The following is a 25,255-nucleotide window of genomic DNA, read 5'->3' on the forward strand; positions in this document are numbered from 1 at the left end:
TTGCGAGACAGCCACCGCCAGCTCGGCCAGGCCTACGAGCACGGGCGTCAGGCATTTCTGGCCGCAGGTGGCGATCCGGTGGCCGGCGACCAGGCGGTGAAGGGCGTGGACCGGGCGGCCAGCGAGCAGATGAGCGCACTGGTCGAGCAATTGCGCGCCGACGCCCGCGGCCGTGCCGCCGAGATCAATGCCGGTGCCGAACGCACCGTGTGGCTGGGCGTGCTGGTGATGCTGGTGTCGGCATTGCTGGTCGGCCTGCTCAGCCTGTGGCTGCTCAACCGCAGCCTGATCGAGCCGATCCGCCAACTGATCGAATACGTGGCGCAACTCAGCCAAGGGCACTTCGCCGCCCGCGTGGACAGCCGTCGCGAGGACGAACTGGGCCGTCTGGCGCGTGCTGCCAATACCCTGCGCGACTTCCTGGCCGAGACCGTTGGCCGCCTCAAGGACAACGCCCAGGAACTGGAAGGCGCCAGTGGCCAGTTGCGCAACATTGCCGGTGACATGGCCCGTGGCACCCACGACCAGTTCCAGCGCACCGATCAGGTGGCCACGGCCATGCACGAGATGTCCGCCACCGCCCAGGAGGTGGCCCGCCACGCCGCCGAGGCCGCACGTGCCGCCGATGATGCCGACCACAGTGCCCAGGCGGGCGAGCAGGTGATGCAGCAGACCATCGACATCATTGGCGTGGTCAACCGCGAAATCGCCGGCACTGCTGCGGTGATTCGCGATCTGGAAAATGACAGCTCCCGCATCGGCAAGGTGCTGGAAGTGATTCGTGGCATTGCCGAACAGACCAACCTGCTGGCGCTCAATGCCGCCATCGAGGCGGCCCGTGCGGGCGAGGCCGGGCGTGGCTTTGCCGTGGTCGCCGATGAGGTGCGCAGCCTGGCTCAGCGCACGGCAGCATCGATCGCCGAGATTCACCAGATCATCGAAGCCGTGCAGTCGGGGGCGGTGGAAGCGGTCAAGGCCATCGAGAGCGGCCAGCAGCGCAGCGAGGAGGGCGCCGAGCAGGTGCAGCAGGCCGGGCAGATGCTGCAGCGCATCACCCTGGCGGTGGAGGCGATTCGCGACATGAACCGGCAGATCGCCACAGCGGCCGAAGAGCAGACCAGCGTGGCTGAAGACATTTCCCGCAACCTGATCGAAATCACCCGGATTGCCACCGCCAACCAGGCGGCGGTGAAGCACACCGAGCAGGCGGGGCAGCGTCTGCATGGGTTGTCGGGGCAGTTGGGTGAAGTCACCTCGCGGCTGACCGCCTGATGGATTGCCGGGGCCGCTGTGCGGCCCTTTCGCGACACAAGGCCGCTCCCACAGCAATACGCGATCCCTTACCTCACCGAGCTGGAGCCGAACTGGAAGGTCGGCGTCTACGAGCGCATGGACCAGGTCGCCGAGGAGAGCTCCAGCGCCTGGAACAACGCCGGTACCGGCCATTCGGCATTCTGCGAGCTGAACTACACCCGCGAAGGCAAGGACGGCAGCATCGACATCAGCAAGGCAGTCCCCAACGTCAAGCCCTTCCCGGTCGGTGGCCAGTTCCTGATGACCGACAACCCGGACATCGTCGCCCGGCACAAGGCCAAGCTGTATGGCAAGGCTTCGGTCGGGGCGCCACCGATGTCGGTACCGCACCTGGACACGCGCGTGATCGATGGCCAGGAAGTGCTGCTGTTCGGCCCGTTCGCGACCTTCTCCACCAAGTACCTCAAGCACGGATCGTTGCTGGATATGTTCGCCGCGCTGACTAGCCACAACATCCTGCCGATGGTGAACGCCGGGATCGATAACTTCGACCTCAGCACCTACCTGATGGGCCAGCTGATGCTCAGCTTCGACGACCGCATGCAGGCCCTGCGCGAGTACTTCCCCAATGCCAGTAACGAGGACTGGAAGCTGCTGCAGGCTGGCCAGCGCGTGCAGGTGATCAAGAAGGACCCGGTGCTCGGTGGCATCCTGCAGTTCGGTACCGAAGTGGTGGCCGCACAGGATGGCAGCATTGCCGCGCTGCTGGGGGCTTCGCCGGGCGCCTCGACGGCTGCGCCGATCATGCTGACGGTGCTGGAGAAGACCTTCAAGGACCGCGTCAAGACGCCGGAGTGGCAGGCGCGCCTGAAGCAGATCGTGCCGAGCTACGGGCAGAAGCTGAACAATGACATCGAACTGACCAACCGCACCCGCGAGTGGAGCAGCTCGCGTCTGCAGTTGCTGCATGTGCCGGTACAGGCAGAGCAGGTGACCGCGGTCGAGTAATTTCGCGAGGCAACAAAAAGCCCGCGCAAGGCGGGATTTTTGATGAGGATTCTGGTCGGAGAGACAGGATTCGAACCTGCGGCCTTCTCGTCCCGAACGAGACGCGCTACCTGGCTGCGCTACACTCCGATGAACAAAATCCTACTGCATAGCATTTTCGGCGGCAAGCCCTTGTTGCTGGAAGGGCTTGCCCACCAGAACACCCGGGTCAGAGCTCCTTGACGGTGCGGATCTGGTCCTTGTTCAGGCGCGTGCGCTTGCCGTCGAGCTGTTCGAATTCGTAGAAACCGGAGTCCTCGTCATAGGAGGGGGTATCCACTGCCTGGATTTCGCGGCCGTCGTTCAGGGTGATCACGGTCGGCGATGCGCAGCCGGCGAGGGCGCCAAGGCCCAGGGCAAGCAGGAAGGCGGGAAGGGTCCGTTGAATCATCGTGTTTCTCCAGTGCGATGGTGCAAGATGACTTTATGACGCAGGGCGTCCACGCAAGTTCCTTTTACATTCCAGCATAGCGGCACGCCTGGGTCATTGACCTGTGACTGCCTGCATGGCCGCCTGTGATATAACTGCGCCCATCCCCTTTCCCTGCGAAGGATACCCATGAAAGCCAAGGCAGATACCCCCTTCGTGGCGCTGAACATTGCCGTGCTCACGGTCAGCGACACCCGCACCTTTGAAACCGACACCTCCGGGCAGACCTTCGTCGACCGCCTCACCGCTGCTGGCCACACACTGGCTGCGCGTGTGCTGCTCAAGGACGACCTGTACAAGATCCGCGCCCAGGTCGCCACCTGGATTGCCGACGACAGCGTGCAGGTGGTGCTGATCACCGGTGGTACCGGCTTTACCGGCCGTGACAGCACGCCGGAGGCGGTCGCCTGCCTGCTGGACAAGCAGGTCGAGGGCTTCGGCGAACTGTTCCGGCAGATTTCCGTGGCCGATATCGGCACTTCCACCGTGCAATCCCGTGCCCTGGCCGGCCTGGCCAACGGCACCCTGGTGTGCTGCCTGCCGGGCTCGACCAATGCCGTGCGCACCGGCTGGGACGGCATCCTCGCCGAACAGCTGGATGCCCGCCATCGGCCGTGCAATTTCGTCGCCCACCTGAAGCAGGTAGCGGCCTGTGACAGCCGTGGCTGAGGCACCTGCTGTCCGGCCACTGATGCCGGTGGAAGAAGCCCTGGAGCGCCTGCTGGCGCTGGCCGAGGCCGCGCCAATCACGGAAACCGAAAGCGTCTCGCTGGCCGAGGGCGAAGGCCGCGTGCTGGCCGTCGAGCTGGTGGCCACGCTCGACCTGCCGCCGTGGCCGAACAGCGCCATGGACGGTTACGCCTTGCGCCTGGATGACCTGCAGGGCGAGCCTTTGCCGGTCAGTCAGCGGATCTTCGCCGGGCATGCTCCCGAGCCCCTGCAGCCCGGCACCTGCGCACGGATCTTTACCGGTGCGCCGATGCCGGCAGGTGCCGACTGCGTCGAGATGCAGGAAAACACCGAGGTGCTGGAGGATGGCCGGGTGCGCTTCCTCGAAGCGCTGACGCGTGAGCAGAACGTGCGCCCGCAGGGCCAGGAAACCCGCAAGGGCGAGCAGGTGATGGTGGCTGGTACGCGGCTCGGGCCTATCGAGCTGGGCCTGGCGGCGACCCTTGGCCATGGGCAGTTGCAGGTGGTGCGGCGGGTGCGGGTGGCGGTGCTGTCCACCGGCGATGAGCTGGTCGAGCCTGGCCTGCCACTGGGCCCGGGGCAGATCTACAACAGCAACCGGCGCTTGCTGGTCAGCTGGCTGCAGCGGCTGGGTTGCGAAGTGCGCGACATGGGCATTCTCCCTGATGACCTGGAACGTACCCGCGAGTGCCTGGGTGGCCTGGGCGATGTCGACCTGATCCTGTCCACCGGTGGCGTTTCCGTGGGCGAGGCCGACTACCTCGGTGCCGCACTGCGGGAGGCTGGCGAACTGGCGCTGTGGAAGCTGGCGATCAAGCCTGGCAAGCCGCTGACCTTCGGGCATTACCGCGGTGTGCCGGTGATCGGCCTGCCCGGCAACCCGGCGTCGACCTTGGTGACGTTCGGCCTGTTGACGCGGCCCTACCTGCTGCGCCGCCAGGGCGTGGCCGATGTCACGCCGCTACGCTTCGATGTCCCGGCCGGGTTCGAATGGACCAAGGCAGGCACCCGCCGCGAGTACCTGCGCGCGCGCATCGACAATGGCCAGGTGCGCATCTACAAGAACCAGAGCTCCGGCGTGCTGCGCAGCGCGGCCTGGGCCGAGGGGCTGGTGGAAGTGCGTGAAGGCAGCACGCCGAAGCCGGGCGACAGCGTGCCGTTCATACCGCTGAGCGAACTACTCGGCTGAGCGACCGAGCCAGGCGCCACCGCCCTGGGTGGCGTCGGCCGGCGCCGACTGGGTGAGGCGCATGTGCACCGTTTCCAGTTGCTGGGCGGCCACGCTCCAGTCGTGGCGATTGCGGGCAAACTGGCGGCCGGCCTCGCTCAATTGGCACATGCGCCACGGCTGGTTGAGCAGTTGCGTGACCAGCAGCGCCAGCTGGTCACCGTCGTCACTGCCCAGGTAATGCTCGCCGTTGTTGGCGGCCAGGCCTGATACGCCTTTGCCGGTACTGATCACCGGCAGCCCGGCGGCCATGGCTTCGAGGATCTTCACCTTGGAGCCACCGGCATAGCGCAAGGGTGCAAAGAACAGCGCGGAACGGCGTTGCAGTTCGCGCAGGTCAGGGCGATAGCCGACCCACTCGATGCGCGGGTCGTTCCAGCGCAGTTTCCAGCTGATCGGCAGGGCATGCCCGGCGATGGCCAGGCGTACCGCCGGATTGCTCATCCACACCTGGGGCAGGATTTCTTCCAGGGCCCATTCGATGGCCTCGACATTGGCGGCGTACTCGAAATTGCCCACGAACAGCAGGCGCTGGCTGTGCAGGGCTGGATGGACGTTCTGGTAGTAATCGCAATCGACGCCGTTGACCACCACATTGACCGGGCGGCCGCTGACCTGGCTGATCAGCTCGGCATCATGCGGGCTCACCGCCACCACTTCGGTGGGCTGGCGCAGCACGCGCTGCTCCCAGCGTCGATAGCGCCAACGGTCGAAGGCGTTGAGCGGGCGTAGCCACAGCGGCAGGCGGTCATGGCAGGCGGCGCCGGTTACCGACTCCAGGTTGTGTTCGCAGAGCACGTAGGGCAGTTCGCGTGCCTGCAGTGCTTTTTCGAATGGCTGGAAGCTGTAGCTGTGCTCGATCTGGATGACGTCCCAGGGCTCGTCCAGCAACTGCTCGAACTGGTGCCGCAAGCCAGGGGCCAGGCCGTTGATGATGGCCCGCATCGGGTAATCGATGATGGGCGAGGCGAGCAGGTTGAGCGGGCTGTGCAGTGGGCGCCGAGGCAGTACGATCAAGCGTTCGAGCAAGGGTTCGAGGGCTTCACGGGCGACATCGCACAAGGGAATTTTCGACTGGACCAGCAAGGTGATCCGGTGGCCCTGCTGCGCGAGGGCGCGCAGCAGGTGGTATTGCCGGGTCTTGCTGCCACTGGTGGTGGGCCAGGGCAGGTAAGGCAGAGTCCAGAGAATGCGCATGAACCGGAAACCTCGCTGAAGGCTGCGGACAAAAAACGCGTCCGCCAGCCCTCAACCGATGGCTGCTGCCGGGACGCGTCCGTAGATATCAGTAAAGCGCACGATGTCGTCTTCGCCCAGGTACTCGCCGCTCTGGACTTCGATCATCACCAGGTCGATGACGCCGGGGTTGGTCAGGCGGTGCGTGCGGCCGGGTTTGATGAAGGTCGACTCGTTGGTGTCGAGCAGGAACTCTTCTTCGCCGTTGGTCACGCAGGCCATGCCGCTGACGATGATCCAGTGCTCGCTGCGGTGATGGTGCATCTGCAGCGACAGCGATTCGCCAGGGCGCACCATGATCCGCTTGATCTTGAAGCGCGGGCCTTCCTCGAGCACGGTGTACATGCCCCAGGGGCGGATGACGGTGCGGTGCAGACGGTAGGCTTCATGGCCCTGATGCTTGAGCTGCTGGGCAATCACTTTGACCTCCTGGCTGCGCGCGGCGTCGGCGATCAGCAAGGCATCGGGGGTGTCGATGACGATCAGGTTGTCCAGGCCGACGGCGCCGACCAGGCGCTTTGGTGAGTCGATGTAGCAGTTGGTCACGTCGTGCAGCACGGCTTCACCGTTGCAGTGGTTGCCGTCGTCGTCGGTGTGGCGCAGTTCGCGCACCGCCTCCCAGCTGCCGATATCGCTCCAGCCCAGTTCGCAAGGCACCACGGCAACCTTGTCGGAGCGCTCCATCAAGGCGTAGTCGATGGAGATGTCCTCGGCCAGGGCAAAGCTGTCCGGGTCCAGTTCCACCTGCAGTGCCTTGTCGCCCTCCTTGGTCGCGCTCTGCTCCAGGCAGCAGGTCACGCAGGCCAGCAGTTCCGGGGCATGTGCCTGCAGCTCGGCGAGTACGCTGCCTGCACGCAGGCAGAACATGCCGGCATTCCACAGGTGGCGGCCGCCTTCGAGGTAGTCGCGGGCGGTGAGGGCATCGGGCTTTTCCACGAAGCAGCTGACCTGATGCGCATGCTTGCCGATTGCCTTGCCTTGTTCGATGTAACCGAAGCCGGTTTCGGCGCGACTGGGCAGCAGGCCGAAGGTGGCCAGCCAGCCATCGTTGGCCAGTTGCCGGGCGTGCTCGACGGCGTTGGCGAAGGCTTCGGCGTCCTGGATCAGGTGGTCGGCCGGCAACACCAGCAGCACGCTGTCGTGGCCGTAATGCCTGGCACAGTGCAGTGCGGCTGCAGCGATCGCCGGCGCGGTGTTGCGACCGCTGGTTTCCAGCAGGTAGTCGAGGGCCAGGTTGTCGGGGTTGACCTGGCGGTATTCGTCCTGGGTGCGGAAGAACACTTCGCGGTTGGTCACCGTCAGTATCCGCTCGACGCCCGGTAGCGCCGCAGCGCGGATGAAGGTTTTCTGCAGCAGGCTCTGGCCATCGGGCAAGCGCATGAAGGGTTTGGGCATGGCTTCGCGAGAAACCGGCCACAGGCGGGTGCCGGCACCGCCGGCGATGATGCAGGGGATCAGAACGCTCATTTCACAGCCTCGACTCATGGCGCTGGTTACAGCGCAGTGAAGGGGAACTTCGCGACCTGTCACGGTTTTGGCGGAAAAGTCAAAAAACCGACTTTTCACTAAAGCTTCGTCCATGAAGGCCAAATATTTGTCGATCATGCGCCCGATGAGAAAAGCTTTCAATGATATTTATGTGAATGTGACTGTTTTTTGCTCGGCTGTGATCTCGGTCAATGTGCGATCTAGAGCAGATTTGCCTGCGCCGTGCAGCATTTTGGCCCTGTTTGTGGTCGAGATCTGGACCGAACAAATGCCACGGAGACACGTGATGCCAGAGCGCAAGGCAATCTTGATCCTGCATGGCAAGCAGGCTATGAACGAAGCGGTACGCCAGGCGGTGTGCGCCATGCGCGAGCGTGGCTGGACGCTGGATGTGCGGGTGACCTGGGAAGGCGGTGATGCCCGGCGGCTGGTTGGCGAAGCGTTGGCGGCCGGGTACAGCCATGTGATCGCTGGCGGTGGTGACGGTACCTTGCGAGACGTCGCCGAGGCCATGGGCCAGGCGCGCAGCGAAGCCAGCCTGGCGCTGCTGCCGCTGGGGACAGCCAACGACTTCGCCAGGGCCGCCGGTATTTCACTGGAATCTGCCGAGGCCCTGGCATTGCTGGAACTACCGCCACGGCCGATCGACCTGGGCCAGGTGGGTGACCAATTGTTCCTGAACATGGCCACAGGCGGTTTCGGCAGCCAGGTTACCGCCAGCACCTCTGAAGACCTGAAGAAGATGCTCGGCGCCGCGGCCTACCTGTTCACCGGGCTGTCGCGCTTCAGCGAGCTGCAGGCCGCCTCGGTCGAGTTGTCAGGGCCGGGGTTCGACTGGCAGGGCGACCTGCTGGCGCTGGGGATCGGCAATGGTCGCCAGGCCGGCGGCGGGCAAGTGTTGTGCCCGGAGGCGCACGTCGATGATGGCCTGCTCGATATCGCCATCCTCCCGGCACCCCAGGAAATGGTGGGCGCACTGCGTGATTTGCTGGCGGGTGAGGGGTTGTTCGTGCGGGCGCGCTTGCCGTGGGTCGAGATCACCTGTTCGCAGGGGCTGGACATCAACCTCGATGGCGAGCCCCTGCAGGCCGACAGCTTGCGCTTTGCGGCGGTGCCGGGGGCGTTGCGCCTGCACTTGCCGCCTAACTCGGCGCTGATCAGTCGTCCAGGCTGATGATCTTCTCGCGCACGGCGAACAGGACCAGGCCGGCGACATCGTAGATCTGCAAGCGTTTCATGATCTGCGAGCGGTGGGTTTCCACGGTCTTGATCGACAGGCCCAGGCCGGCGGCGATCTCGCGGGTGGACTTGCCGCGCACGATCAGGCGCAGGATCTCCAGTTGCCGTGCGGTGAGGTTGTGGCGGTCGACGCCAGGCTGCTTGCCGTGCTGCGCACGCATGAGTGCCTGGTTGATCACCGTGTGGGCGATGGCCGGGCTGAGGTAGCGCTCGCCATGGCGCAGGGCAACCAGGGCCTGCTCAAGCTCGGTCGCCGTGGCATCCTTGAGCAGGTAACCGTGGGCGCCGCTTTCGAGCGCCCGCATGATCAGGTCCGGGTCGGTATGCATGGACAGGATCAGCACCTTGCAGGAGTTGCCAGTGGCGCGCAGCTGGGTGAGAGCATCGAGGCCGCTGGTCGAGCGCATGGAAATGTCCAGCAGGACGATATCGGGTGCCAGCTGCCGAACCTGCTCGAGCAACTGATCGCCGTCGTCGGCTTCGCCGACCACGGTATAACCGGGGATGTCGGATACCAGGGCACGGACCCCGGCGCGAATCAGTGAGTGGTCATCCACCAGCAGCAATCTACAGGTCATGATGAAGCGGTAGTCCTGGCGCGTTCATGGGTACGGGGTGGCCACGGGAACAGCACGTCGATCGTCGTGCCCAGGCCGAGCTGGCTGGTGATCGCCAGGCTGCCGTTGAGGGCGGTTGCGCGCTCCTGCATGCCGGCCATGCCGCGCTGGCCGGCCTCGGCCGGATTGGCGGCAGGGAGGAAGCCCTGGCCATCGTCCTGGATTGACAGGGCAAGCCCTGCGGCGCTGCGCTGCAGGCGGATGGTCAGGTTGCGAGCCCGGGCATGGCGCAGCATGTTGGTGACTGCCTCCTGGGTGATGCGAAACGCCGCCATGGCGACCTCTTCGGAGATACCGCCCAGGCGCTGATGGCATTCCAGGCTCCAGTGCACGTCGGTGCTTTCCAGGGTGCGCACCAGGTGCGCCCGCAGGCTGGCCTCGAGGCCAAGGCTGGCCAGTTGCCGCGGGTTGAGGATGGCGGAAACGTCGCGCACCTTGCTCAGGGTGTCTTCGAGGGTGCTGCGCAAGCTGCCACAGTGCACCTGCAAGTCGTTCGGTACGCGGCGTTGCAACCATTCCAGCTGCATCTTGGCGGCGGTGAGCAACTGGCCGATGTCGTCGTGCAGTTCGCGGCTCAAGTGCTGGCGCTCGCTTTCCTGGACCTTGAGCATGCGCCCGGCCAACTCGGCCGGGCGCAGACTGATCGACTTGGCACCGTGGCTCAGGTGCCAGCAGACGCCAAACGTGGCCACCAGCTGCAGGAGCAGCAGACTGGCAGGCATGCCGTGCCCGCCGGCAAACAGGGCCAGGTTGGCAAGCAGGGACACCACGCACAGCAATGCCGTCGCCCAGCGCAGCAAGGTGGCGCGTGAACGGCGGCGCAGAGATATCTTCAAGCGTGGGAACATAAAATGAGAAGCCACTGAAGTCTTGCTGATGGGGGACCGTGCACAGCTCTTGGCAGAGGCATTGGCGTTGTGCTTGCAACAAATGACGAGCGCGGCTCGAAGCGATACGTGAGGGCGCGGCCGGCATTTGTTTGCGCGCATCTTAACACTTCGGTGCAATTTGGTCGCGACTGGGCAATGCTATGAAACCTCGGCATTTTCGGGCTCCGGAGAGGGGCTCGGCGAGGTCGTTTGGTGTCAAGGTGCCACTATTGAGTCAGGTGATGACCGCCGCAAGTTCAACTTGCAGAAGACCGCTAAAGTGCAAGGGCCTGAACTAGTGAAGAACAGCACAAGTTCGGCCTCTTTTGCAGTTTTAATCCTGTGCTTAGTTGCGTTTGCCAAGCCGGCTAGTGGCGCAGCGCGGAGCCGCTGGCTGAAGATCTGGCAGGCACCGCCGAATGCGGATGCATGCAGTTGTTGCGGTTATCGTTGCAAGTCGCACACGTTTGCGGCAGCGGTTGATTCAGGGCGGCCGCCAGTTCGCTCAGTAGCGTGACCTGCTCGCAGGTATCGAGGGCGAGTCGGCCGGTGTGCAGGTCGACCAGTTCCAGTTGCCAGGCCAGCAAGGTCAGGCAGGCATTCAGCGTGGGCAGGGCGGCGTTGTCCAGGCGCTGCTGTTGGCAGGCCGGGGCGAGCAGCAGGTGCAGGACGCTTGCATAGTGGGCGACTTCGAGCAGGCCCAGGGTGCCGGCGCGTCGGGCCAGGGTCTGGAGGGCATTGCTGAGGCATTGGCAGGCGTCCGGATCATTGCGGATCAGTTCCAGATGCTGGAGGCATTCCTGGGACTGGGTCAGCAAGACTTGGGCATCCAGCAGGAAGTCCTGCAGGGTGTCGATGTTAGAGACGCTGCTGTCCATCAAGACACTCCGGCGCGTTGGGCTGGAGCAGGGGATGGCCACGCCATGTCGATCGCTAGCAAAAGCCTGACTCCATTCATGCAGTGAGAATGGCGTCACATTAATGGCTAAAGGATATCGCGAACATCAGGTTGCACCTGATTGCTCCTAGGGGTTTCCCTGAGGGTGCCTAAGGTGCGACAAGTTGCCCTGGAATGGATCCAAGCGGGTCATGCCGCAGTAAAGCATGATGCTAATGTGATATCAATTGCCCTGCAGAGCATTTTTTCGCGAGGGTCAAGATGCGCAGGGAAGCGCCGATATAGAACGGATCATTTCATATTTTTCGACACAACCCTGGGGGTTTTCCAATGGCTGGCATTCTCGACACGGTAGACCAACGCACGCAGCTGGTGGGTGAGAACCGTCTGGAAATCCTGATGTTCCGCCTGGCCGGTCGCCAGTTGTTCGCGATCAACGTATTCAAGGTGCAGGAAGTGCTGCAGCTGCCCAAGCTGACCCTGATGCCGCAGCGCCACGCGTTCGTCTGTGGTGTGGTCAACCTGCGTGGGCAGACCTTGCCAGTGATCGACCTGTCTCAGGCGATCGGCATGCGCCCGCTGCAGCCAGGGCCGGACAGCACCATCATCGTCACCGAGTACAACCGCTCGGTGCAGGCGTTCCTGGTGGGTGGCGTCGATCGCATCGTCAACATGAACTGGGAAGCCATCATGCCGCCGCCTTCCAGTGCCGGGCGCCAGCATTACCTGACCGCTATCACCAAAGTGGACGACAAGCTGGTCGAAGTGATCGATGTGGAGAAGGTGCTGGCCGAGATCGTGCCCTACAACGCCCGGGTCTCCGGTGACAAGCTGGCCGACCCGGTACTGGCGCGTGCGCGTGGCCGCGAGGTGCTGCTGGTGGATGACTCCAGCGTAGCCCTGGCGCAACTGCGCGATACCCTGTCGCAACTTGGGGTGAAGCTGCATGTGGCCAGTGATGGCCTGAAGGCCCTGCGCCTGCTCAAGGGCTGGGCTGATGCCGGGGAGGATGTCTGCGAGAAACTGTTGATGGTCTTCACCGATGCGGAAATGCCGGAGATGGACGGCTATCGGCTGACCACCGAGATTCGCAGCGATGCACGCCTGCGCAAGCTCTACGTGGTGCTGCACACCTCCTTGTCGGGCAGCTTCAACGAATCGATGGTGAAAAAGGTCGGTTGCGACAATTTCCTTTCCAAGTTCCAGCCTGATCGACTGGTCGATGTGGTCAAGCAGCGCCTGCTGCTGGATACCAGCAATGCGTGATCCCGCCGTCGGCCAGGTATAAGCTTGGCTTTTGACAAGGCATGAGGCAGGCAGGGATGTTTCTCAGTGAGTTGTATCGATACCCGGTGAAATCGGGGCAGGCGCAACGCCTGCAGGGTTCGCCGGTGGGGCTTCTGGGGTTGCAGGGCGATCGACGCTGGATGCTGGTCGAGGAAGAGAACGGACGCTTCCTCACCCAGCGTGCCTGGCCACAACTGGGCCAGTTGAAGGCCAGCGCGGGTGAGGCTGGCGAGTTGTGGCTTGAGCTGCCCGGGCAAGCGCCACTGCGCGTGGCGGTGCCTGCCGCTGACGATGCGCTGCGCGGCGTTACCCTCTGGCGCGACACCTTGCGCGTGCCCGATGCGGGCGACGAGGTGGCTGCTTGGCTGTCGCAATGGCTTGGCAAGGCGGTGCGCCTGGTGCATTGCCCGGAGCAGCGGGCACGCTACCTGCCCAATGGTTACGGCCTGAACAGTGACCGTGCGGCTTTCCCCGATGGCTTTCCGTTGTTGCTGATCGGCCAGGGCTCACTGGATGATCTGAGCCACAGGATCGGCCGGCCCATGGAAATGCTGCGCTTTCGGCCGAACCTGGTGGTGCAGGGGGCTGAGCCGTTTGCCGAGGATGGTTGGAAGCGGATTCGCATTGGTACGCTGGAGTTTCGAGTACTCAAGCCCAGTGTGCGGTGCATCTTCACCACGCTCGACCCGGCGACCGGGGAGCGCAGTGCCGACCGCGAGCCCTTGACTACCCTGAAGACCTTCCGCGAGAAGGAAGGCGACATCCTGTTCGGGCAGAACCTGGCCGTGGATGGTGCAGGTTGGCTTGAGGTGGGGATGGAAGTCGAAGTGCTCGAGTAACCTGTACCGGCCTCTTCGCGGGCTGCCCGCGAAGAGGCCGGTACAGGCTCAGCCATGATCACATGTCATCGAAGTACCGCTCATGCCAGTCCACCAGCGGCTGCGGCACATTGAGCTTCTGCCCGTAGATCACCGAGTACGACAGCACGTTCTGCACATACTGGCGCGTTTCGTCGAACGGAATCGACTCCACCCATACGTCGAAGCTCAGGTGCTTGGCGCCCTTGAGCCACTGCCGCACGCGCCCGGGGCCTGCGTTGTAGGCGGCGGACGCCAACACCCGGTTGCCGTTGAACTGGCCGTGCACCTGGCTCAGGTAGGCCGCACCGACCTGAATGTTCTTCTCCGGGTTGAACATCTGCTGCGGCGAGGCCAGCGGGATGCTGAACTTGCGCGCGGTTTCCTTGGCGGTGGCCGGCATCACCTGCATCAGGCCACTGGCACCGACGCTGGAGCGGGCATCCTCCATGAAGGCGCTCTCCTGACGGGTGATGGCGAACACCCAGCTCGAGTGCAGCCCACGCACCTTGGCTTCACGCACCAGGGTGTCGCGGTAGGCCATCGGGAAGCGGATATCCAGGTCGTCCCAGTACTGCGCCTGGCTGATGGTGCGGATGGCCGGGAAGTACCAGTGCATGTCGTAGGCCAGGCGTGCCTGGGCGACCATCTCGTCGCGGGTGAAGTGGCGGCTGACGTGGTACCACTCACGGCGGCCCTCCACGACCTGGCCGCGGGCGTGGAACTCCAGGGCGCGCTGGATGCCCGGGGTGTTGCGCACCTTGTTGACCAGTTGCGGGCTCAGCAGCAGTGGCTTGTTGTTCAACTGGTAAGGGGTTTTTGCCCGATCAGCTGCGAGGAAACCGTAGAAGTCACGCTCGCGCGCCACGTTTTTGTACAGCAACGGAATCTGCGGGTTGTTCGGCTGGGCCAGCTCCAGGCTGCGTGCTTGCCAGTATTTCCAGCGGCTGCTGCTGGCCAGGTCCTGCGGCAGCCGCCGGGTCAGCTCGTAGGCATCTTCCCAGCGGCCCAGGCGCAGCAGCAGGCGCAGGCGCCATTCGCTGACCGTGTTGTCGCGCAGCTCGGGGTCGTAGCGGGTCATCAGGTCCAGCGCGCGCGGGTCGTAACGGCGGGCCAGGGTCAGGCCGATCTCGCGGGCGATGGCGACCTTTTCGTCACGTGAAAAATGCATGCGCTGGGCGTAGTCGTCGAGCATCTCCATGGCCCGATCGGGATCCTGCCGGGCCAGGCGGCGCAGCCCGAGGCTGACCACGTCGGACATGGCCTCGTTGGCCGGGGTGAAGCGTGAAGGTTGGTTGAGCAGCTCAGGCTTCTGTGCCACGTCGATCAGCAAGCGGCCCTGCGGCCCGAGTGTGGTCAGGCCCTGCACCATGTTGCTGGCCAGCGCGTAGTTGCGCGCCTGGGCTGCGAGCTTGGCGCGGTTCCAGCGCCTTGCCTCGGTCAGCTGGCCTTCAGCGGCCCACATGCCGAACAGGATGTCACAGGCAGCTGGCTGCGATTTGCCGACGTTCCACAGTTTTTCGGCGCTGGCGAAGCCTTCGGCGCGTTGGCCGTGGCTCAACTGGTACTGGCCATTGAGGCAGTCGAGTTCGGTGAAATTGAGCTTGGGATCGTAGTATTTGACGAAGGTGTTCCACTCGCCGCGTTCGGCCAGCCAGCGCAGCCAGCGCAATTTCATCCAGTTGGCCTGAGGCAGGTCGCCGTGCTTGGCCAGGAAACCTTCGATTTCCTCGTTGCTGGCACTCTTCAGGCGCGCGGTCAGTTCGTCGTACGCCAAGTACGGCGTGAGCGGATAGTCGCGAAGCGCCTGGGCGTAGCGCAGGTAAGGGCCTTTGTCGCCCTTGGCCAGCGCACGCTTGGCCTCGTCGTAGTACTGGCGTTGCGTGGAAAGGTCGGTGGCCTGCGCCGCACTGACGGTGGCGGCGGTGAGCAGCAGGCAGGAAGCAATCTGTAACAGGCGGCTGCGCATGATACGTCCGGGCAGTTGAACCATGGGGAAGTGACGGCGAAGCCAGCACTGTTGAAATCTGATTGCCTTAGCTTAGCCGTTTGCCGGCGGCGGGTGATAGCGCTGTGCTTGTAACCGGGCGTTAACCCCGACCGGGTGTCACCAAACCCCTGTGCGGTAGTCAACTTAATGCCGGAAAGGGCCAAGTCAGGTAGAATGCGCGCCCGCTTTCTGGAGACGAACATGACCCTGCTCAAATTCAGCGATGTGTCCCTCGCATTCGGCGCGATGCCGCTGCTGGACAAAGTGTCCTGGCAGATCGCCCGTGGCGAGCGGGTGTGCATCATCGGCCGCAACGGTACCGGCAAGTCGAGCATGCTGCGCCTGGTCAAGGGCGAGCAGAAGGGCGACGACGGCGAGATCTGGCGCGCCCCTGGCCTGAAGATCGGCGAGCTGCCACAGGAGCTGCCGGTTGCCGACGAACGCACGGTGTTCGACGTGGTCGCGGCAGGCCTGGATGGCGTTGGCGAGTTGCTGGCCGAGTTCCATCACCTGAGCCAGAACATCCAGGGCGATGACGACCTGGAAAAACTCATGCACGTCCAGCACGAACTGGAGGCCCGCGACGGCTGGCGCCTGCAGCAGGTGGTGGAAAGCACCCTGAGCCGCCTGCAGTTGCCCGCCGACAAGACCCTGGCCGAGCTCTCCGGTGGTTGGCGCCGCCGCGTGCTGCTGGCCCAGGCGCTGGTGTCCGAGCCTGATCTGCTGCTGCTCGACGAACCGACCAACCACCTGGACATCGGTGCCATCGCCTGGCTCGAAGAAGCCCTGCGCGGCTTCAACGGCGCCGTGCTGTTCATCACCCACGACCGTTCCTTCCTGCAGAACCTCGCCACGCGCATCCTCGAGCTGGACCGCGGCGGCCTGATCGACTGGAACGGCGACTACGCCAGCTTCCTGGTGCACAAGGAGGCCGCACTGGCCGCCGAAGAAACCGCCAATGCGCTGTTCGACAAGCGTCTGGCCCAGGAAGAGGTGTGGATCCGCCAGGGCATCAAGGCCCGCCGTACCCGTAACGAAGGCCGTGTGCGTGCGCTCAAGGCCTTGCGCGTCGAGCGCAGCGAGCGTCGCGAGCGCCAGGGCAAGGCGAACATCCAGATCGAGGCGGCGGACAAATCCGGCAAGCAGGTGATGGTGCTGGAGAACGTCAGCTTCCATCACGCCGATGGGCCGCTGCTGGTCAAGGACTTCTCCATGGTCCTGCAGCGCCAGGACCGTATCGGCCTGCTGGGTGCCAACGGTACCGGCAAGACCACCCTGCTGAAGATGATGCTCGGTGACCTGGAGCCTACGGCAGGCAAGGTCGAGCGCGGCACCAAGCTGGAAGTGGCCTACTTCGACCAGATGCGCCATCAGCTGGACCTGGAAAAAACCGTCATCGACAACCTCGCCGAAGGCCGCGATTTCATCGAGATCGATGGCCAGAACCGCCATGTGCTGAGCTACCTCGGTGATTTCCTGTTCAGCCCGCAGCGTGCGCGCACGCCGGTCAAGGCGCTGTCCGGTGGCGAGCGTGCACGCCTGCTGCTGGCCAAGCTGTTCAGCAAGCCGGCCAACCTGCTGGTGCTCGACGAACCGACCAACGACCTGGATGTGGAAACCCTCGAGCTGCTCGAAGAGGTGCTGTCCAACTACAAGGGTACCGTGCTGATGGTCAGCCACGACCGGGCCTTCCTCGACAACGTCGTCACCAGCACGCTGGTGTTCGAAGGTGAGGGCAAGGTGCGCGAGTATGTGGGTGGCTACGAAGACTGGATTCGCCAGGGTGGTTCGGCGAAGTTGCTCGGCGTGACCGAGAGCAAGGGTGGCAAGTCCGAGCTCAACAGTGCCGTGGTCGAAAAGCCGGTGGAAGTGGCAGCGCCTGCGCCAGCCGCGCCGGTGGCGGATGCTTCGAAGAAGAAGCTCAGCTACAAGCTGCAGCGCGAGCTGGAAATGCTGCCGGGGCAGATCGACGAGGTCGAGCAGCGCATGGCCGAGGCGCAGGAAGAAGTGAACGCTGCCGGTTTCTATCAGCGGCCAATTGCCGAAACCTCGGCAGTGCTGGCCAAGATCGAGAAGCTGCAGGGTGAACTGGATGCGCTGGTAGAGCGGTGGGCTGAGCTGGAAGGCTAATCAGTCCTGACTGGCCTCTTCGCGGGTAAACCCGCGAAGAGGCCAGTGCAGGCTCCATCATTCTTTCTTCTGCAGTCGCACCGCCAGCACATCGCACGGCGCCCCGTGCAGCACGTCATTGGCGGTGGAGCCCAGCAGCAATGCCAGGCCATGTCGGCCGTGGCTGCCGACCACGATCAGGTCGCAGTGCTGCTCCTTGGCCAACTGGTGGATTTCCTGGCGCGGCTGGCCGTAAGTCAGGTGCGAATCGCCACGGTTGATGTCGGGGTACTTGTTGAACAGGCGGTCCATGCGCTCCTTGGCCTGGTCGAACTGCTGCTGTTGCAGTTGCGACAGGTCCATCGGCACGTCGCCGCCAAAGGCCATGGCCATCGGTTCGACGATATGCACCAGCGAGACCTTGGCATTCGACGGTGCCGCCAGCGCCATGGCACGTTTGATCACCGGGTCGCATTCTTCGGTAAGGTCGACGGCGACCAGAAGATGTTCGTAGGACATGAGCTGTACTCCTGACAATCGCGATAGTAGAAGTATGGTCGCTTTCCGGCAGGTCATCCGTGAATCCTGAGTAACCCGCTCATTTGCAACGTTTTATGGAATCTACAGATATGACGGTATGGCTAGTGGTGTCAATCCTTGCGCTGATTCTCAGTCCGCTTTCCTGGCTGCGCCTGTCGCGCAAGCAGGGGCAGCAGATGAGCCTGCGTCTGGAGGCGCGGCGCATGGGCCTGGCCATGCAGCTGGCACCGCAACAGTGGCCGCACTGGCTGGAGAACGAGCCGCCGAGCCCGTGCCCGCAGTACCATCGCGGGCGCCGTCGGGGGCATGAAGACAGCTGGTGCTACTGGCAGGTCAGCCCTGGCGTCTGGTGGAACCAGTGGAAGGAAGTGTGCGAGGAACCGCGCCTGAACGAGGTGTTCGCGCGCCTGCCGGAGACCGTCTACAAGGTCGAGGCCGACAAGCGCATGATCGCCCTGTACTGGAGCGAGCGCGGTGATGAATCTGTATTGCAGGATATTGCCCACGCCTTCGACACCCTCGCTTGATGGCCCACAACGACAAAGCGGCAACCCGGTAGCTACCAGGTTGCCGCTTTGTCGTTTCTGCAGCGCAGAAAAGGCCAGGCAGGCCGGGAAATTCTTGAATGCAGTCGCAGTGTAGCCATTGCCTGGCCGGTTGTATGAAAAAAATGCAGCGCCGGCCGTTTCCTTGTGGTCAATCGCTGACATGAATGATCGGCAATCACTGTCATCATGTTTTGCTCTCCGGCGATACAAAATGACCGCAAAGTCGCGTTTTCACCCCGTTCGGGAGCATTTGACAACGCCGATCTTTTCGGAGAATGTGTGCATACCCAAATCAAACGGGCGTATGAATTGAGCGTTTGTATGTCATACCGCTCATACAGAATCCCGACTAGCGCGCTGACGGGTGTGCCTGGGGCAAGGGCGGCAAGACCTACTCTTCCACCAGCGATCGGCGTGTACAGTTCAGCTTCCATATCGTGGAGATCAGTTGATGATTTACGAAGGTAAAGCCATCACGGTTAAGGCTCTTGAAAGCGGCATCGTCGAACTGAAGTTCGACCTCAAGGGTGAGTCCGTCAACAAGTTCAATCGCCTGACCCTGGACGAGCTGCGCCAGGCCGTCGATGCCATCAAGGCCGACGCCTCGGTGAAAGGCGTGATCGTCAGCAGTGGCAAGGACGTGTTCATCGTCGGCGCCGACATCACCGAGTTCGTCGACAACTTCAAGCTGCCCGAGGCCGAACTGGTTGCCGGCAACCTGGAAGCCAACCGCATCTTCAACGCCTTCGAAGACCTCGAAGTGCCAACCGTGGCGGCCATCAACGGCATCGCCCTGGGCGGCGGCCTGGAAATGTGCCTGGCAGCCGACTACCGGGTCATGTCCAGTAGCGCCAAGATCGGCCTGCCGGAAGTCAAGCTGGGTATCTACCCAGGCTTCGGCGGCACCGTGCGCCTGCCACGCCTGATCGGCTCGGACAACGCCATCGAGTGGATCGCCGCCGGCAAGGAAAACCGTGCCGAAGACGCTCTGAAAGTCGGTGCCGTCGATGCCGTGGTCGCCCCTGAGCTGCTGCAGGCCGCTGCGCTGGACCTGATCAAGCGCGCCATCAGCGGTGAGCTGGACTACAAGGCCAAGCGCCAGCCCAAGCTGGAAAAGCTCAAGCTCAACGCCATCGAGCAGATGATGGCCTTCGAGACCGCCAAGGGCTTCGTCGCTGGCCAGGCTGGCCCGAACTACCCGGCACCGGTCGAAGCCATCAAGACCATCCAGAAGGCCGCCAACTTCGGCCGCGACAAGGCGCTGGAAGTCGAGGCCGCAGGCTTCGCCAAGCTGGCCAGGACCTCGGTTGCCGAAAGCCTGATCGGCCTGTTCCTGAATGACCAGGAGCTCAAGCGCAAGGCCAAGGCCCATGACGAAATCGCCCACGACGTGAAGCAGGCTGCCGTACTCGGTGCTGGCATCATGGGTGGCGGTATCGCCTACCAGTCGGCGGTCAAGGGCACCCCGATCCTGATGAAGGACATTCGCGAGGAAGCTATCCAGCTGGGCCTGAACGAGGCCTCCAAGCTGCTCGGCAACCGCGTCGAGAAAGGCCGCCTGACCCCGGCGAAAATGGCCGAGGCGCTCAACGCCATTCGCCCGACCCTGTCGTACGGCGACTTCGCCAACGTCGACATCGTCGTCGAAGCCGTGGTCGAGAACCCGAAAGTCAAGCAGGCCGTGCTGGCCGAAGTGGAAGGCCAGGTGAAGGAAGATGCGATCCTCGCCTCCAACACCTCGACCATTTCCATCAACCTGCTGGCCAAGGCGCTCAAACGCCCGGAAAACTTCGTCGGCATGCACTTCTTCAACCCGGTGCACATGATGCCGCTGGTGGAAGTGATCCGTGGCGAGAAGTCCAGTGAGGTAGCTGTCGCCACCACCGTGGCCTACGCCAAGAAGATGGGCAAGAACCCGATCGTGGTCAACGACTGCCCGGGCTTCCTGGTCAACCGTGTGCTGTTCCCGTACTTCGGCGGTTTCGCCAAACTGGTCAGCGCCGGCGTCGACTTCGTGCGCATCGACAAGGTCATGGAGAAGTTCGGCTGGCCGATGGGCCCGGCCTACCTGATGGACGTGGTCGGCATCGACACCGGCCACCACGGCCGCGACGTGATGGCAGAAGGCTTCCCGGACCGCATGAAGGACGAGCGCCGCTCGGCCGTCGACGCCCTGTACGAGGCCAACCGCCTGGGCCAGAAGAACGGCAAGGGCTTCTACGCCTACGAGACCGACAAGCGCGGCAAGCCGAAGAAAGTCTTCGATGCCACCGTACTGGATGTGCTCAAGCCGATCGTCTTCGAACAGCGTGAAGTGACCGACGAAGACATCATCAACTGGATGATGGTGCCACTGTGCCTGGAGACCGTGCGCTGCCTGGAAGACGGCATCGTCGAAACCGCCGCCGAAGCCGACATGGGCCTGGTCTATGGCATTGGTTTCCCTCCATTCCGCGGTGGTGCGCTGCGTTACATCGATTCGATCGGTGTGGCCGAATTCGTTGCCCTGGCCGACCAGTACGCCGACCTGGGGCCGCTGTACCACCCGACCGCGAAGCTGCGTGAAATGGCCAAGAGCGGCCAGCGCTTCTTCAACTGAGTGGTCAACGAGCTAGAGCGAGAGATTTGATATGAGCCTGAATCCAAGAGACGTGGTGATTGTCGACTTCGGTCGCACCCCCATGGGCCGCTCCAAGGGTGGCATGCACCGCAACACCCGCGCCGAAGACATGTCCGCGCACCTGATCAGCAAGCTGCTGGAGCGCAACGACAAGGTCGACCCGAAAGAAGTCGAAGATGTGATCTGGGGCTGCGTCAACCAGACCCTGGAGCAGGGCTGGAACATCGCCCGCATGGCGTCGCTGATGACCCAGATCCCGCACACGTCGGCGGCCCAGACCGTCAGCCGCCTGTGCGGCTCGTCGATGAGCGCGTTGCACACCGCTGCCCAGGCGATCATGACCGGCAACGGTGACGTGTTCGTGGTCGGCGGCGTCGAGCACATGGGCCACGTCAGCATGATGCATGGCGTCGATCCCAACCCGCACCTGTCGCTGCACGCGGCAAAGGCGTCCGGGATGATGGGCCTGACCGCCGAGATGCTGGGCAAGATGCATGGCATCAGCCGTGAGCAGCAGGATCTGTTCGGCCTGCGTTCGCACCAACTCGCCCACAAGGCGACGGTCGAAGGCAAGTTCAAGGACGAGATCATCCCGATGCAGGGCTATGACGAGAACGGCTTCCTGAAGGTCTTCGATTTCGACGAGACCATTCGCCCGGAAACCACCCTCGAGGGCCTGGCGTCGCTGAAACCGGCGTTCAACCCGAAAGGCGGCACCGTGACTGCCGGTACTTCATCGCAGATCACCGACGGCGCTTCGTGCATGATCGTCATGTCCGGCCAGCGCGCCATGGACCTGGGCATCCAGCCTCTGGCGGTGATCCGCTCGATGGCGGTAGCCGGTGTCGACCCGGCGATCATGGGCTATGGCCCGGTGCCATCGACCCAGAAAGCCCTCAAGCGCGCCGGCCTGACCATGGCCGATATCGACTTCATCGAGCTCAATGAAGCCTTCGCCGCACAGGCCCTGCCAGTGCTCAAAGACTTGAAAGTGCTCGACAAGATGGATGAGAAGGTTAACCTGCACGGCGGCGCCATCGCTTTGGGCCACCCGTTCGGTTGCTCCGGTGCGCGTATTTCCGGCACCCTGCTCAACGTCATGAAGCAGAATGGCGGCACCCTGGGGGTGGCGACCATGTGCGTCGGCCTTGGCCAAGGTATCACCACTGTCTTCGAACGCGTCTGATCGCGTTGCGGGACAGCAGCCGGGGCCTTGTGCCCCGGTTTTTGTTTTTTACAGAATTTGTTTCAAGAGGAAGGGCGACATGCAGATACAACCAGGCGTATACCGGCATTACAAAGGGCCTGAGTACCGTGTCTTCAGTGTTGCACGGCACTCCGAGAACGAAGAGTGGATGGTCTTCTACCAATGCCTGTATGGTGACTACAGCTTCTGGGTGAGGCCCCTTGCGATGTTCCAGGAGTCCGTCGAGGTTGACGGCGAGCAGGTGCCGCGCTTTGCTTTGGTCAAGGCCGAAGAAGGGCTGCCCGAGCTGTCTGGCAAGTCGCAAGCGTGATCGACCACGCTTGACCTCACTCTTTTGCCACTATATATAGCGGTGCCGCGTCCGGCACCTGACGCGTTTTTCATCTTCAGATTCAGGAATACTCCGATCCATGGGCAAATCGCTGGTCATTGTGGAATCCCCGGCCAAGGCCAAGACCATCAACAAGTACCTGGGCAACCAGTACGTGGTGAAGTCGAGTATCGGCCATATCCGAGACCTCCCCACCAGCGGTTCGGCCAGCGCAAGCAAAGAGCCGGCCGCCAAGCGTGGCAAGGCTGCTGCGGGTGAGGCTCCGGCGCTGTCGCCGAAAGAGAAGGCCCGTCGCCAGTTGGTGGCGCGCATGGGCGTCGACCCCGAACACGGCTGGAAGGCCAAGTACGAGATCCTGCCCGGCAAGGAAAAGGTGATCGAAGAGCTGCGCCGCCTGGCCAAGGATGCCGACACCATCTATCTCGCAACCGACTTGGACCGCGAAGGGGAAGCCATTGCCTGGCACCTGCGCGAAGCCATCGGGGGTGACGACACCCGCTACAAGCGCGTGGTGTTCAACGAAATTACCAAGAAGGCGATCCAGGAAGCGTTTTCGCAGCCGGGCGAGCTGGACATCGACCGGGTCAACGCCCAGCAGGCGCGGCGCTTCCTCGACCGCGTGGTGGGCTACATGGTCTCGCCACTGCTGTGGGCCAAGATCGCCCGTGGCCTGTCTGCCGGCCGCGTGCAGTCGGTGGCGGTAAAGCTGGTGGTCGAGCGTGAGCGCGAGATCCGTGCCTTCGTCCCGGAAGAATACTGGGAAGTGCACGCCGACCTCGGCACCGCCAAGAACGCCAAGGTGCGCTTCGAAGTGGCGCGCGAGAAGGGCGAAGCGTTCAAGCCGCTGAACGAAGCCCAGGCGATGGCCGCGCTGGAGAAGCTCAAGGCTTCCAGCTACAGCGTGATCAAGCGCGAAGACCGCCCGACCAGCAGCAAGCCGTCGGCCCCGTTCATCACCTCCACCCTGCAGCAGGCCGCGAGCAACCGCCTGGGCTTCGGGGTGAAGAAGACCATGATGATGGCCCAGCGTCTGTACGAAGCGGGTTACATCACTTACATGCGTACCGACTCGACCAACCTGTCGGCCGACGCCCTGGACATGGCGCGCAGCTACATCGAGCGCGAGTTCGGCAAGCAGTACCTGCCGGAAGCCCCGCTGGTGTATGGCAGCAAGGAAGGCGCCCAGGAAGCGCACGAAGCGATTCGCCCCTCCGACGTCAACACCCATCCGACCAAGCTCAGCGGCATGGAGCGGGACGCGGAGCGCCTGTACGAGCTGATCTGGCGCCAGTTCCTGGCCTGCCAGATGCCACCGGCGCAATACCTGTCCACCAGCGTCACCGTGGCCGCTGGCGACTTCGAGCTGCGTGCCAAGGGCCGCATCCTCAAGTTCGACGGTTACACCCGCGTGTTGCCACAACAGAGCAAGCCGGGCGAAGACGACGTGCTGCCGGAAATGGCCCAGGGCGAAGCGCTCAAGCTGATTCAGCTCGACCCGAGCCAGCACTTCACCAAGCCGCCGGCGCGCTTCACCGAAGCCAGCCTGGTCAAGGAAATGGAAAAGCGCGGTATTGGCCGCCCGTCGACCTACGCAGCGATCATTTCCACCATCCAGGACCGCGGCTACGTGACCTTGCACAACCGTCGCTTCTACTCCGAGAAGATGGGCGACATCGTCACCGAGCGCCTGTCGGAAAGCTTCTCCAACCTGATGGACTACGGCTTCACTGCCGGCATGGAAGAGAACCTCGACGATGTCGCCCAGGGCGAACGTGACTGGAAGAACGTGCTCGACGAGTTCTACGGCGACTTCAGCAAGAAACTGCTGACCGCCGAGTCTGCTGAAAGCGGTATGCGTGCCAATCAGCCGACCATGACCAACATTCCGTGCAAGGAATGTGGCCGGCCGATGATGATCCGCACCGCCTCCACCGGTGTGTTCCTCGGTTGCTCGGGTTACAGCCTGCCGCCAAAAGAGCGCTGCAAGGCGACCGTGAACCTGGTGCCGGGCGACGAGATTGCCGCGGACGACGAGGGTGAATCGGAATCGCGCGTGCTGCTGGGCAAACACCGCTGCCCGATCTGTGCCACGGCGATGGATGCCTACCTGCTGGACGAGAAGCACAAGTTGCACATCTGCGGTAACAACCCGGACTGCGCCGGCTACGAGATCGAAGAGGGCAGCTACCGCATCAAGGGCTATGAAGGGCCGAGCCTGGAGTGCGACAAGTGCGGCAGCGAAATGCAGCTCAAGACGGGCCGTTTCGGCAAGTTCTTCGGTTGCACCAACCCGACGTGCAAGAACACCCGCAAACTGCTCAAGAGCGGTGAGGCAGCGCCACCGAAGATGGACAAGGTGGAAATGCCGGAGCTCAAGTGCGAGAAGGTCGACGACACCTACGTGCTGCGTGACGGTGCCTCGGGGCTGTTCCTGGCTGCCAGCCAGTTCCCGAAAAACCGTGAAACCCGTGCGCCGCTGGTGCTGGAGATCGTGCCGCACAAGCACGAGATCGATCCGAAGTACCACTTCCTGTGCGATGCGCCACAGAAAGACCCGGAAGGGCGCCCGGCGGTGATTCGTTACAGCCGCAAGACCAAGGAGCAGTACGTGCAGTCCGAGGTCGATGGCAAGCCGACCGGCTGGAAGGCGTTCTACGACGGTGGTAGCTGGAAAGTCGAAGACAAGCGCTGATCTGTCAGTGTTGTAGTTGGGGCTGCTTTGCAGCCCTTCGCGGGCTTGCCCGCGAAGGGGCGCAAAGCGGCCCCAATC

At 63.3% G+C, this 25,255-nt stretch carries 20 protein-coding genes, 1 tRNA gene and 2 pseudogenes; 14 read left to right on the forward strand and 9 right to left on the reverse strand.

Translation table 11 applies throughout. The features are described from left to right. Positions 1-228: 228 nt before the first annotated feature. The 3 genes and pseudogenes from ACIPZ8_RS00195 to ACIPZ8_RS00205 form a co-directional block, all read left to right on the forward strand. Positions 229-387, forward strand: a pseudogene (locus tag ACIPZ8_RS00195) (HAMP domain-containing protein); the annotation flags it as partial. Positions 388-504: 117 nt separating this feature from the next. After that, positions 505-1,272, forward strand: coding sequence for a methyl-accepting chemotaxis protein (locus ACIPZ8_RS00200; protein WP_400719714.1), 768 nt, complete (start codon positions 505-507; stop codon positions 1,270-1,272). 69 nt (positions 1,273-1,341) lie between these two features. Then, positions 1,342-2,262, forward strand: a pseudogene (locus ACIPZ8_RS00205) (malate:quinone oxidoreductase); the annotation flags it as partial. 52 nt (positions 2,263-2,314) lie between these two features. On the opposite strand, the gene ACIPZ8_RS00210 reads toward ACIPZ8_RS00205, so the two are convergent. Then, positions 2,315-2,391 (reverse strand) — tRNA-Pro (locus ACIPZ8_RS00210). 79 nt (positions 2,392-2,470) lie between these two features. Continuing rightward, the gene (locus tag ACIPZ8_RS00215; RefSeq protein ID WP_110631211.1) at positions 2,471-2,692 is read right to left on the reverse strand and encodes a YgdI/YgdR family lipoprotein; all 222 of its coding nucleotides are present in this window, start codon (positions 2,690-2,692) and stop codon (positions 2,471-2,473) included. A 168-nt stretch (positions 2,693-2,860) separates the two neighbouring features. On the opposite strand from ACIPZ8_RS00215, the gene moaB reads away from it, so the two are divergent. Continuing rightward, a complete protein-coding gene (moaB, locus tag ACIPZ8_RS00220; RefSeq protein WP_294341679.1) occupies positions 2,861-3,400 on the forward strand; it encodes a molybdenum cofactor biosynthesis protein B in 540 nt (179 codons plus the stop codon). After that, a complete protein-coding gene (gene glp, locus ACIPZ8_RS00225; RefSeq protein WP_400719029.1) occupies positions 3,384-4,610 on the forward strand; it encodes a gephyrin-like molybdotransferase Glp in 1,227 nt (408 codons plus the stop codon). The genes moaB and glp overlap by 17 nt, the downstream gene beginning before the upstream one ends. Here glp and ACIPZ8_RS00230 read toward each other — a convergent pair. Continuing rightward, entirely contained in the window at positions 4,599-5,846 is a 1,248-nt protein-coding gene (locus ACIPZ8_RS00230) for a glycosyltransferase family 4 protein (protein ID WP_400719030.1), read from the reverse strand. The two genes, glp and ACIPZ8_RS00230, sit on opposite strands and share 12 nt — an antisense overlap. Before the next feature lie 51 nt (positions 5,847-5,897). Continuing rightward, entirely contained in the window at positions 5,898-7,352 is a 1,455-nt protein-coding gene (locus ACIPZ8_RS00235) for a mannose-1-phosphate guanylyltransferase/mannose-6-phosphate isomerase (protein WP_400719031.1), read from the reverse strand. Between the two features lie 307 nt (positions 7,353-7,659). On the opposite strand from ACIPZ8_RS00235, the gene yegS reads away from it, so the two are divergent. Further along, positions 7,660-8,547, forward strand: a complete 888-nt coding sequence (gene yegS, locus ACIPZ8_RS00240; RefSeq protein WP_400719032.1) for a lipid kinase YegS — start codon at positions 7,660-7,662, stop codon at positions 8,545-8,547. On the opposite strand, the gene ACIPZ8_RS00245 is transcribed toward yegS, so the two are convergent. From ACIPZ8_RS00245 to ACIPZ8_RS00255, 3 genes are all read right to left on the reverse strand, one after another. Beyond that, positions 8,531-9,190: a response regulator gene (locus ACIPZ8_RS00245; protein WP_400719033.1), complete on the reverse strand. Its 660-nt coding sequence runs from the start codon at positions 9,188-9,190 to the stop codon at positions 8,531-8,533. The genes yegS and ACIPZ8_RS00245 overlap by 17 nt on opposite strands. After that, positions 9,187-10,077 carry a sensor histidine kinase gene (locus tag ACIPZ8_RS00250; protein WP_400719035.1) on the reverse strand — a complete coding sequence of 297 codons (891 nt, stop codon included), beginning with the start codon at positions 10,075-10,077 and terminating at the stop codon, positions 9,187-9,189. Before ACIPZ8_RS00250 ends, ACIPZ8_RS00245 begins: the two co-directional genes overlap by 4 nt. Positions 10,078-10,466: 389 nt before the next feature. Further along, positions 10,467-10,976 carry a histidine kinase gene (locus ACIPZ8_RS00255; RefSeq protein WP_400719037.1) on the reverse strand — a complete coding sequence of 170 codons (510 nt, stop codon included), beginning with the start codon at positions 10,974-10,976 and terminating at the stop codon, positions 10,467-10,469. 350 nt (positions 10,977-11,326) lie between these two features. Between ACIPZ8_RS00255 and ACIPZ8_RS00260 the strand changes: the two genes are divergently transcribed. After that, positions 11,327-12,262, forward strand: coding sequence for a chemotaxis protein CheV (locus ACIPZ8_RS00260; protein ID WP_027919546.1), 936 nt, complete (start codon positions 11,327-11,329; stop codon positions 12,260-12,262). Positions 12,263-12,318: 56 nt separating this feature from the next. Beyond that, entirely contained in the window at positions 12,319-13,122 is an 804-nt protein-coding gene (locus tag ACIPZ8_RS00265) for an MOSC domain-containing protein (protein ID WP_400719039.1), read from the forward strand. A 58-nt stretch (positions 13,123-13,180) separates the two neighbouring features. Here the strand turns inward: ACIPZ8_RS00265 and ACIPZ8_RS00270 are convergent, their stop codons facing one another. After that, positions 13,181-15,109 (reverse strand): transglycosylase SLT domain-containing protein, encoded by a 1,929-nt coding sequence (locus tag ACIPZ8_RS00270; protein WP_400719041.1) that lies wholly within the window; start codon positions 15,107-15,109, stop codon positions 13,181-13,183. Positions 15,110-15,331: 222 nt separating this feature from the next. Between ACIPZ8_RS00270 and ACIPZ8_RS00275 the strand changes: the two genes are divergently transcribed. Continuing rightward, positions 15,332-17,260: an ATP-binding cassette domain-containing protein gene (locus ACIPZ8_RS00275; RefSeq protein ID WP_400719043.1), complete on the forward strand. Its 1,929-nt coding sequence runs from the start codon at positions 15,332-15,334 to the stop codon at positions 17,258-17,260. A gap of 57 nt (positions 17,261-17,317) precedes the next feature. Here ACIPZ8_RS00275 and ACIPZ8_RS00280 read toward each other — a convergent pair whose 3' ends face one another. Then, a complete protein-coding gene (locus ACIPZ8_RS00280; RefSeq protein WP_294341649.1) occupies positions 17,318-17,758 on the reverse strand; it encodes a universal stress protein in 441 nt (146 codons plus the stop codon). A gap of 110 nt (positions 17,759-17,868) precedes the next feature. Here ACIPZ8_RS00280 and ACIPZ8_RS00285 point away from each other — a divergent pair, with 110 nt between their 5' ends. The 5 genes from ACIPZ8_RS00285 (at position 17,869) to topA (ending at position 25,177) form a co-directional block, all read left to right on the forward strand. Then, on the forward strand, positions 17,869-18,306 hold the full coding sequence (locus ACIPZ8_RS00285; protein WP_400719045.1) for a hypothetical protein: 438 nt from the start codon (positions 17,869-17,871) through the stop codon (positions 18,304-18,306). Between the two features lie 472 nt (positions 18,307-18,778). Next, positions 18,779-20,926, forward strand: a complete 2,148-nt coding sequence (gene fadB, locus ACIPZ8_RS00290) for a fatty acid oxidation complex subunit alpha FadB (protein WP_400719047.1) — start codon at positions 18,779-18,781, stop codon at positions 20,924-20,926. A 31-nt stretch (positions 20,927-20,957) separates the two neighbouring features. After that, on the forward strand, positions 20,958-22,133 hold the full coding sequence (gene fadA / locus ACIPZ8_RS00295) for an acetyl-CoA C-acyltransferase FadA (protein WP_400719049.1): 1,176 nt from the start codon (positions 20,958-20,960) through the stop codon (positions 22,131-22,133). Positions 22,134-22,212: 79 nt separating this feature from the next. Then, a complete protein-coding gene (locus ACIPZ8_RS00300; protein WP_079227151.1) occupies positions 22,213-22,464 on the forward strand; it encodes a DUF1653 domain-containing protein in 252 nt (83 codons plus the stop codon). 100 nt (positions 22,465-22,564) lie between these two features. Next, positions 22,565-25,177, forward strand: a complete 2,613-nt coding sequence (topA, locus tag ACIPZ8_RS00305; RefSeq protein ID WP_294341641.1) for a type I DNA topoisomerase — start codon at positions 22,565-22,567, stop codon at positions 25,175-25,177. Positions 25,178-25,255 lie beyond the last annotated feature (78 nt).

Origin of the sequence: Pseudomonas sp. NPDC089422 (assembly GCF_044749405.1) — a bacterium.
GTDB lineage: Bacteria > Pseudomonadota > Gammaproteobacteria > Pseudomonadales > Pseudomonadaceae > Aquipseudomonas.

Coding starts and splice junctions, on each gene's coding strand:
- ACIPZ8_RS00285 (WP_400719045.1), top strand. CDS start 17,869: ATGACGGTATGGCTAGTGGTGTCAATCCTTGCGCTGATTCTCAGTCCG.
- ACIPZ8_RS00200 (WP_400719714.1), top strand. CDS start 505: ATGGCCCGTGGCACCCACGACCAGTTCCAGCGCACCGATCAGGTGGCC.
- ACIPZ8_RS00215 (WP_110631211.1), bottom strand. CDS start 2,692: ATGATTCAACGGACCCTTCCCGCCTTCCTGCTTGCCCTGGGCCTTGGC.
- ACIPZ8_RS00280 (WP_294341649.1), bottom strand. CDS start 17,758: ATGTCCTACGAACATCTTCTGGTCGCCGTCGACCTTACCGAAGAATGC.
- ACIPZ8_RS00260 (WP_027919546.1), top strand. CDS start 11,327: ATGGCTGGCATTCTCGACACGGTAGACCAACGCACGCAGCTGGTGGGT.
- ACIPZ8_RS00275 (WP_400719043.1), top strand. CDS start 15,332: ATGACCCTGCTCAAATTCAGCGATGTGTCCCTCGCATTCGGCGCGATG.
- topA (WP_294341641.1), top strand. CDS start 22,565: ATGGGCAAATCGCTGGTCATTGTGGAATCCCCGGCCAAGGCCAAGACC.
- fadA (WP_400719049.1), top strand. CDS start 20,958: ATGAGCCTGAATCCAAGAGACGTGGTGATTGTCGACTTCGGTCGCACC.
- yegS (WP_400719032.1), top strand. CDS start 7,660: ATGCCAGAGCGCAAGGCAATCTTGATCCTGCATGGCAAGCAGGCTATG.
- fadB (WP_400719047.1), top strand. CDS start 18,779: ATGATTTACGAAGGTAAAGCCATCACGGTTAAGGCTCTTGAAAGCGGC.
- ACIPZ8_RS00250 (WP_400719035.1), bottom strand. CDS start 10,077: ATGTTCCCACGCTTGAAGATATCTCTGCGCCGCCGTTCACGCGCCACC.
- ACIPZ8_RS00230 (WP_400719030.1), bottom strand. CDS start 5,846: ATGCGCATTCTCTGGACTCTGCCTTACCTGCCCTGGCCCACCACCAGT.
- ACIPZ8_RS00300 (WP_079227151.1), top strand. CDS start 22,213: ATGCAGATACAACCAGGCGTATACCGGCATTACAAAGGGCCTGAGTAC.
- ACIPZ8_RS00270 (WP_400719041.1), bottom strand. CDS start 15,109: ATGCGCAGCCGCCTGTTACAGATTGCTTCCTGCCTGCTGCTCACCGCC.
- ACIPZ8_RS00255 (WP_400719037.1), bottom strand. CDS start 10,976: ATGGACAGCAGCGTCTCTAACATCGACACCCTGCAGGACTTCCTGCTG.
- ACIPZ8_RS00245 (WP_400719033.1), bottom strand. CDS start 9,190: ATGACCTGTAGATTGCTGCTGGTGGATGACCACTCACTGATTCGCGCC.
- moaB (WP_294341679.1), top strand. CDS start 2,861: ATGAAAGCCAAGGCAGATACCCCCTTCGTGGCGCTGAACATTGCCGTG.
- ACIPZ8_RS00235 (WP_400719031.1), bottom strand. CDS start 7,352: ATGAGCGTTCTGATCCCCTGCATCATCGCCGGCGGTGCCGGCACCCGC.
- ACIPZ8_RS00265 (WP_400719039.1), top strand. CDS start 12,319: ATGTTTCTCAGTGAGTTGTATCGATACCCGGTGAAATCGGGGCAGGCG.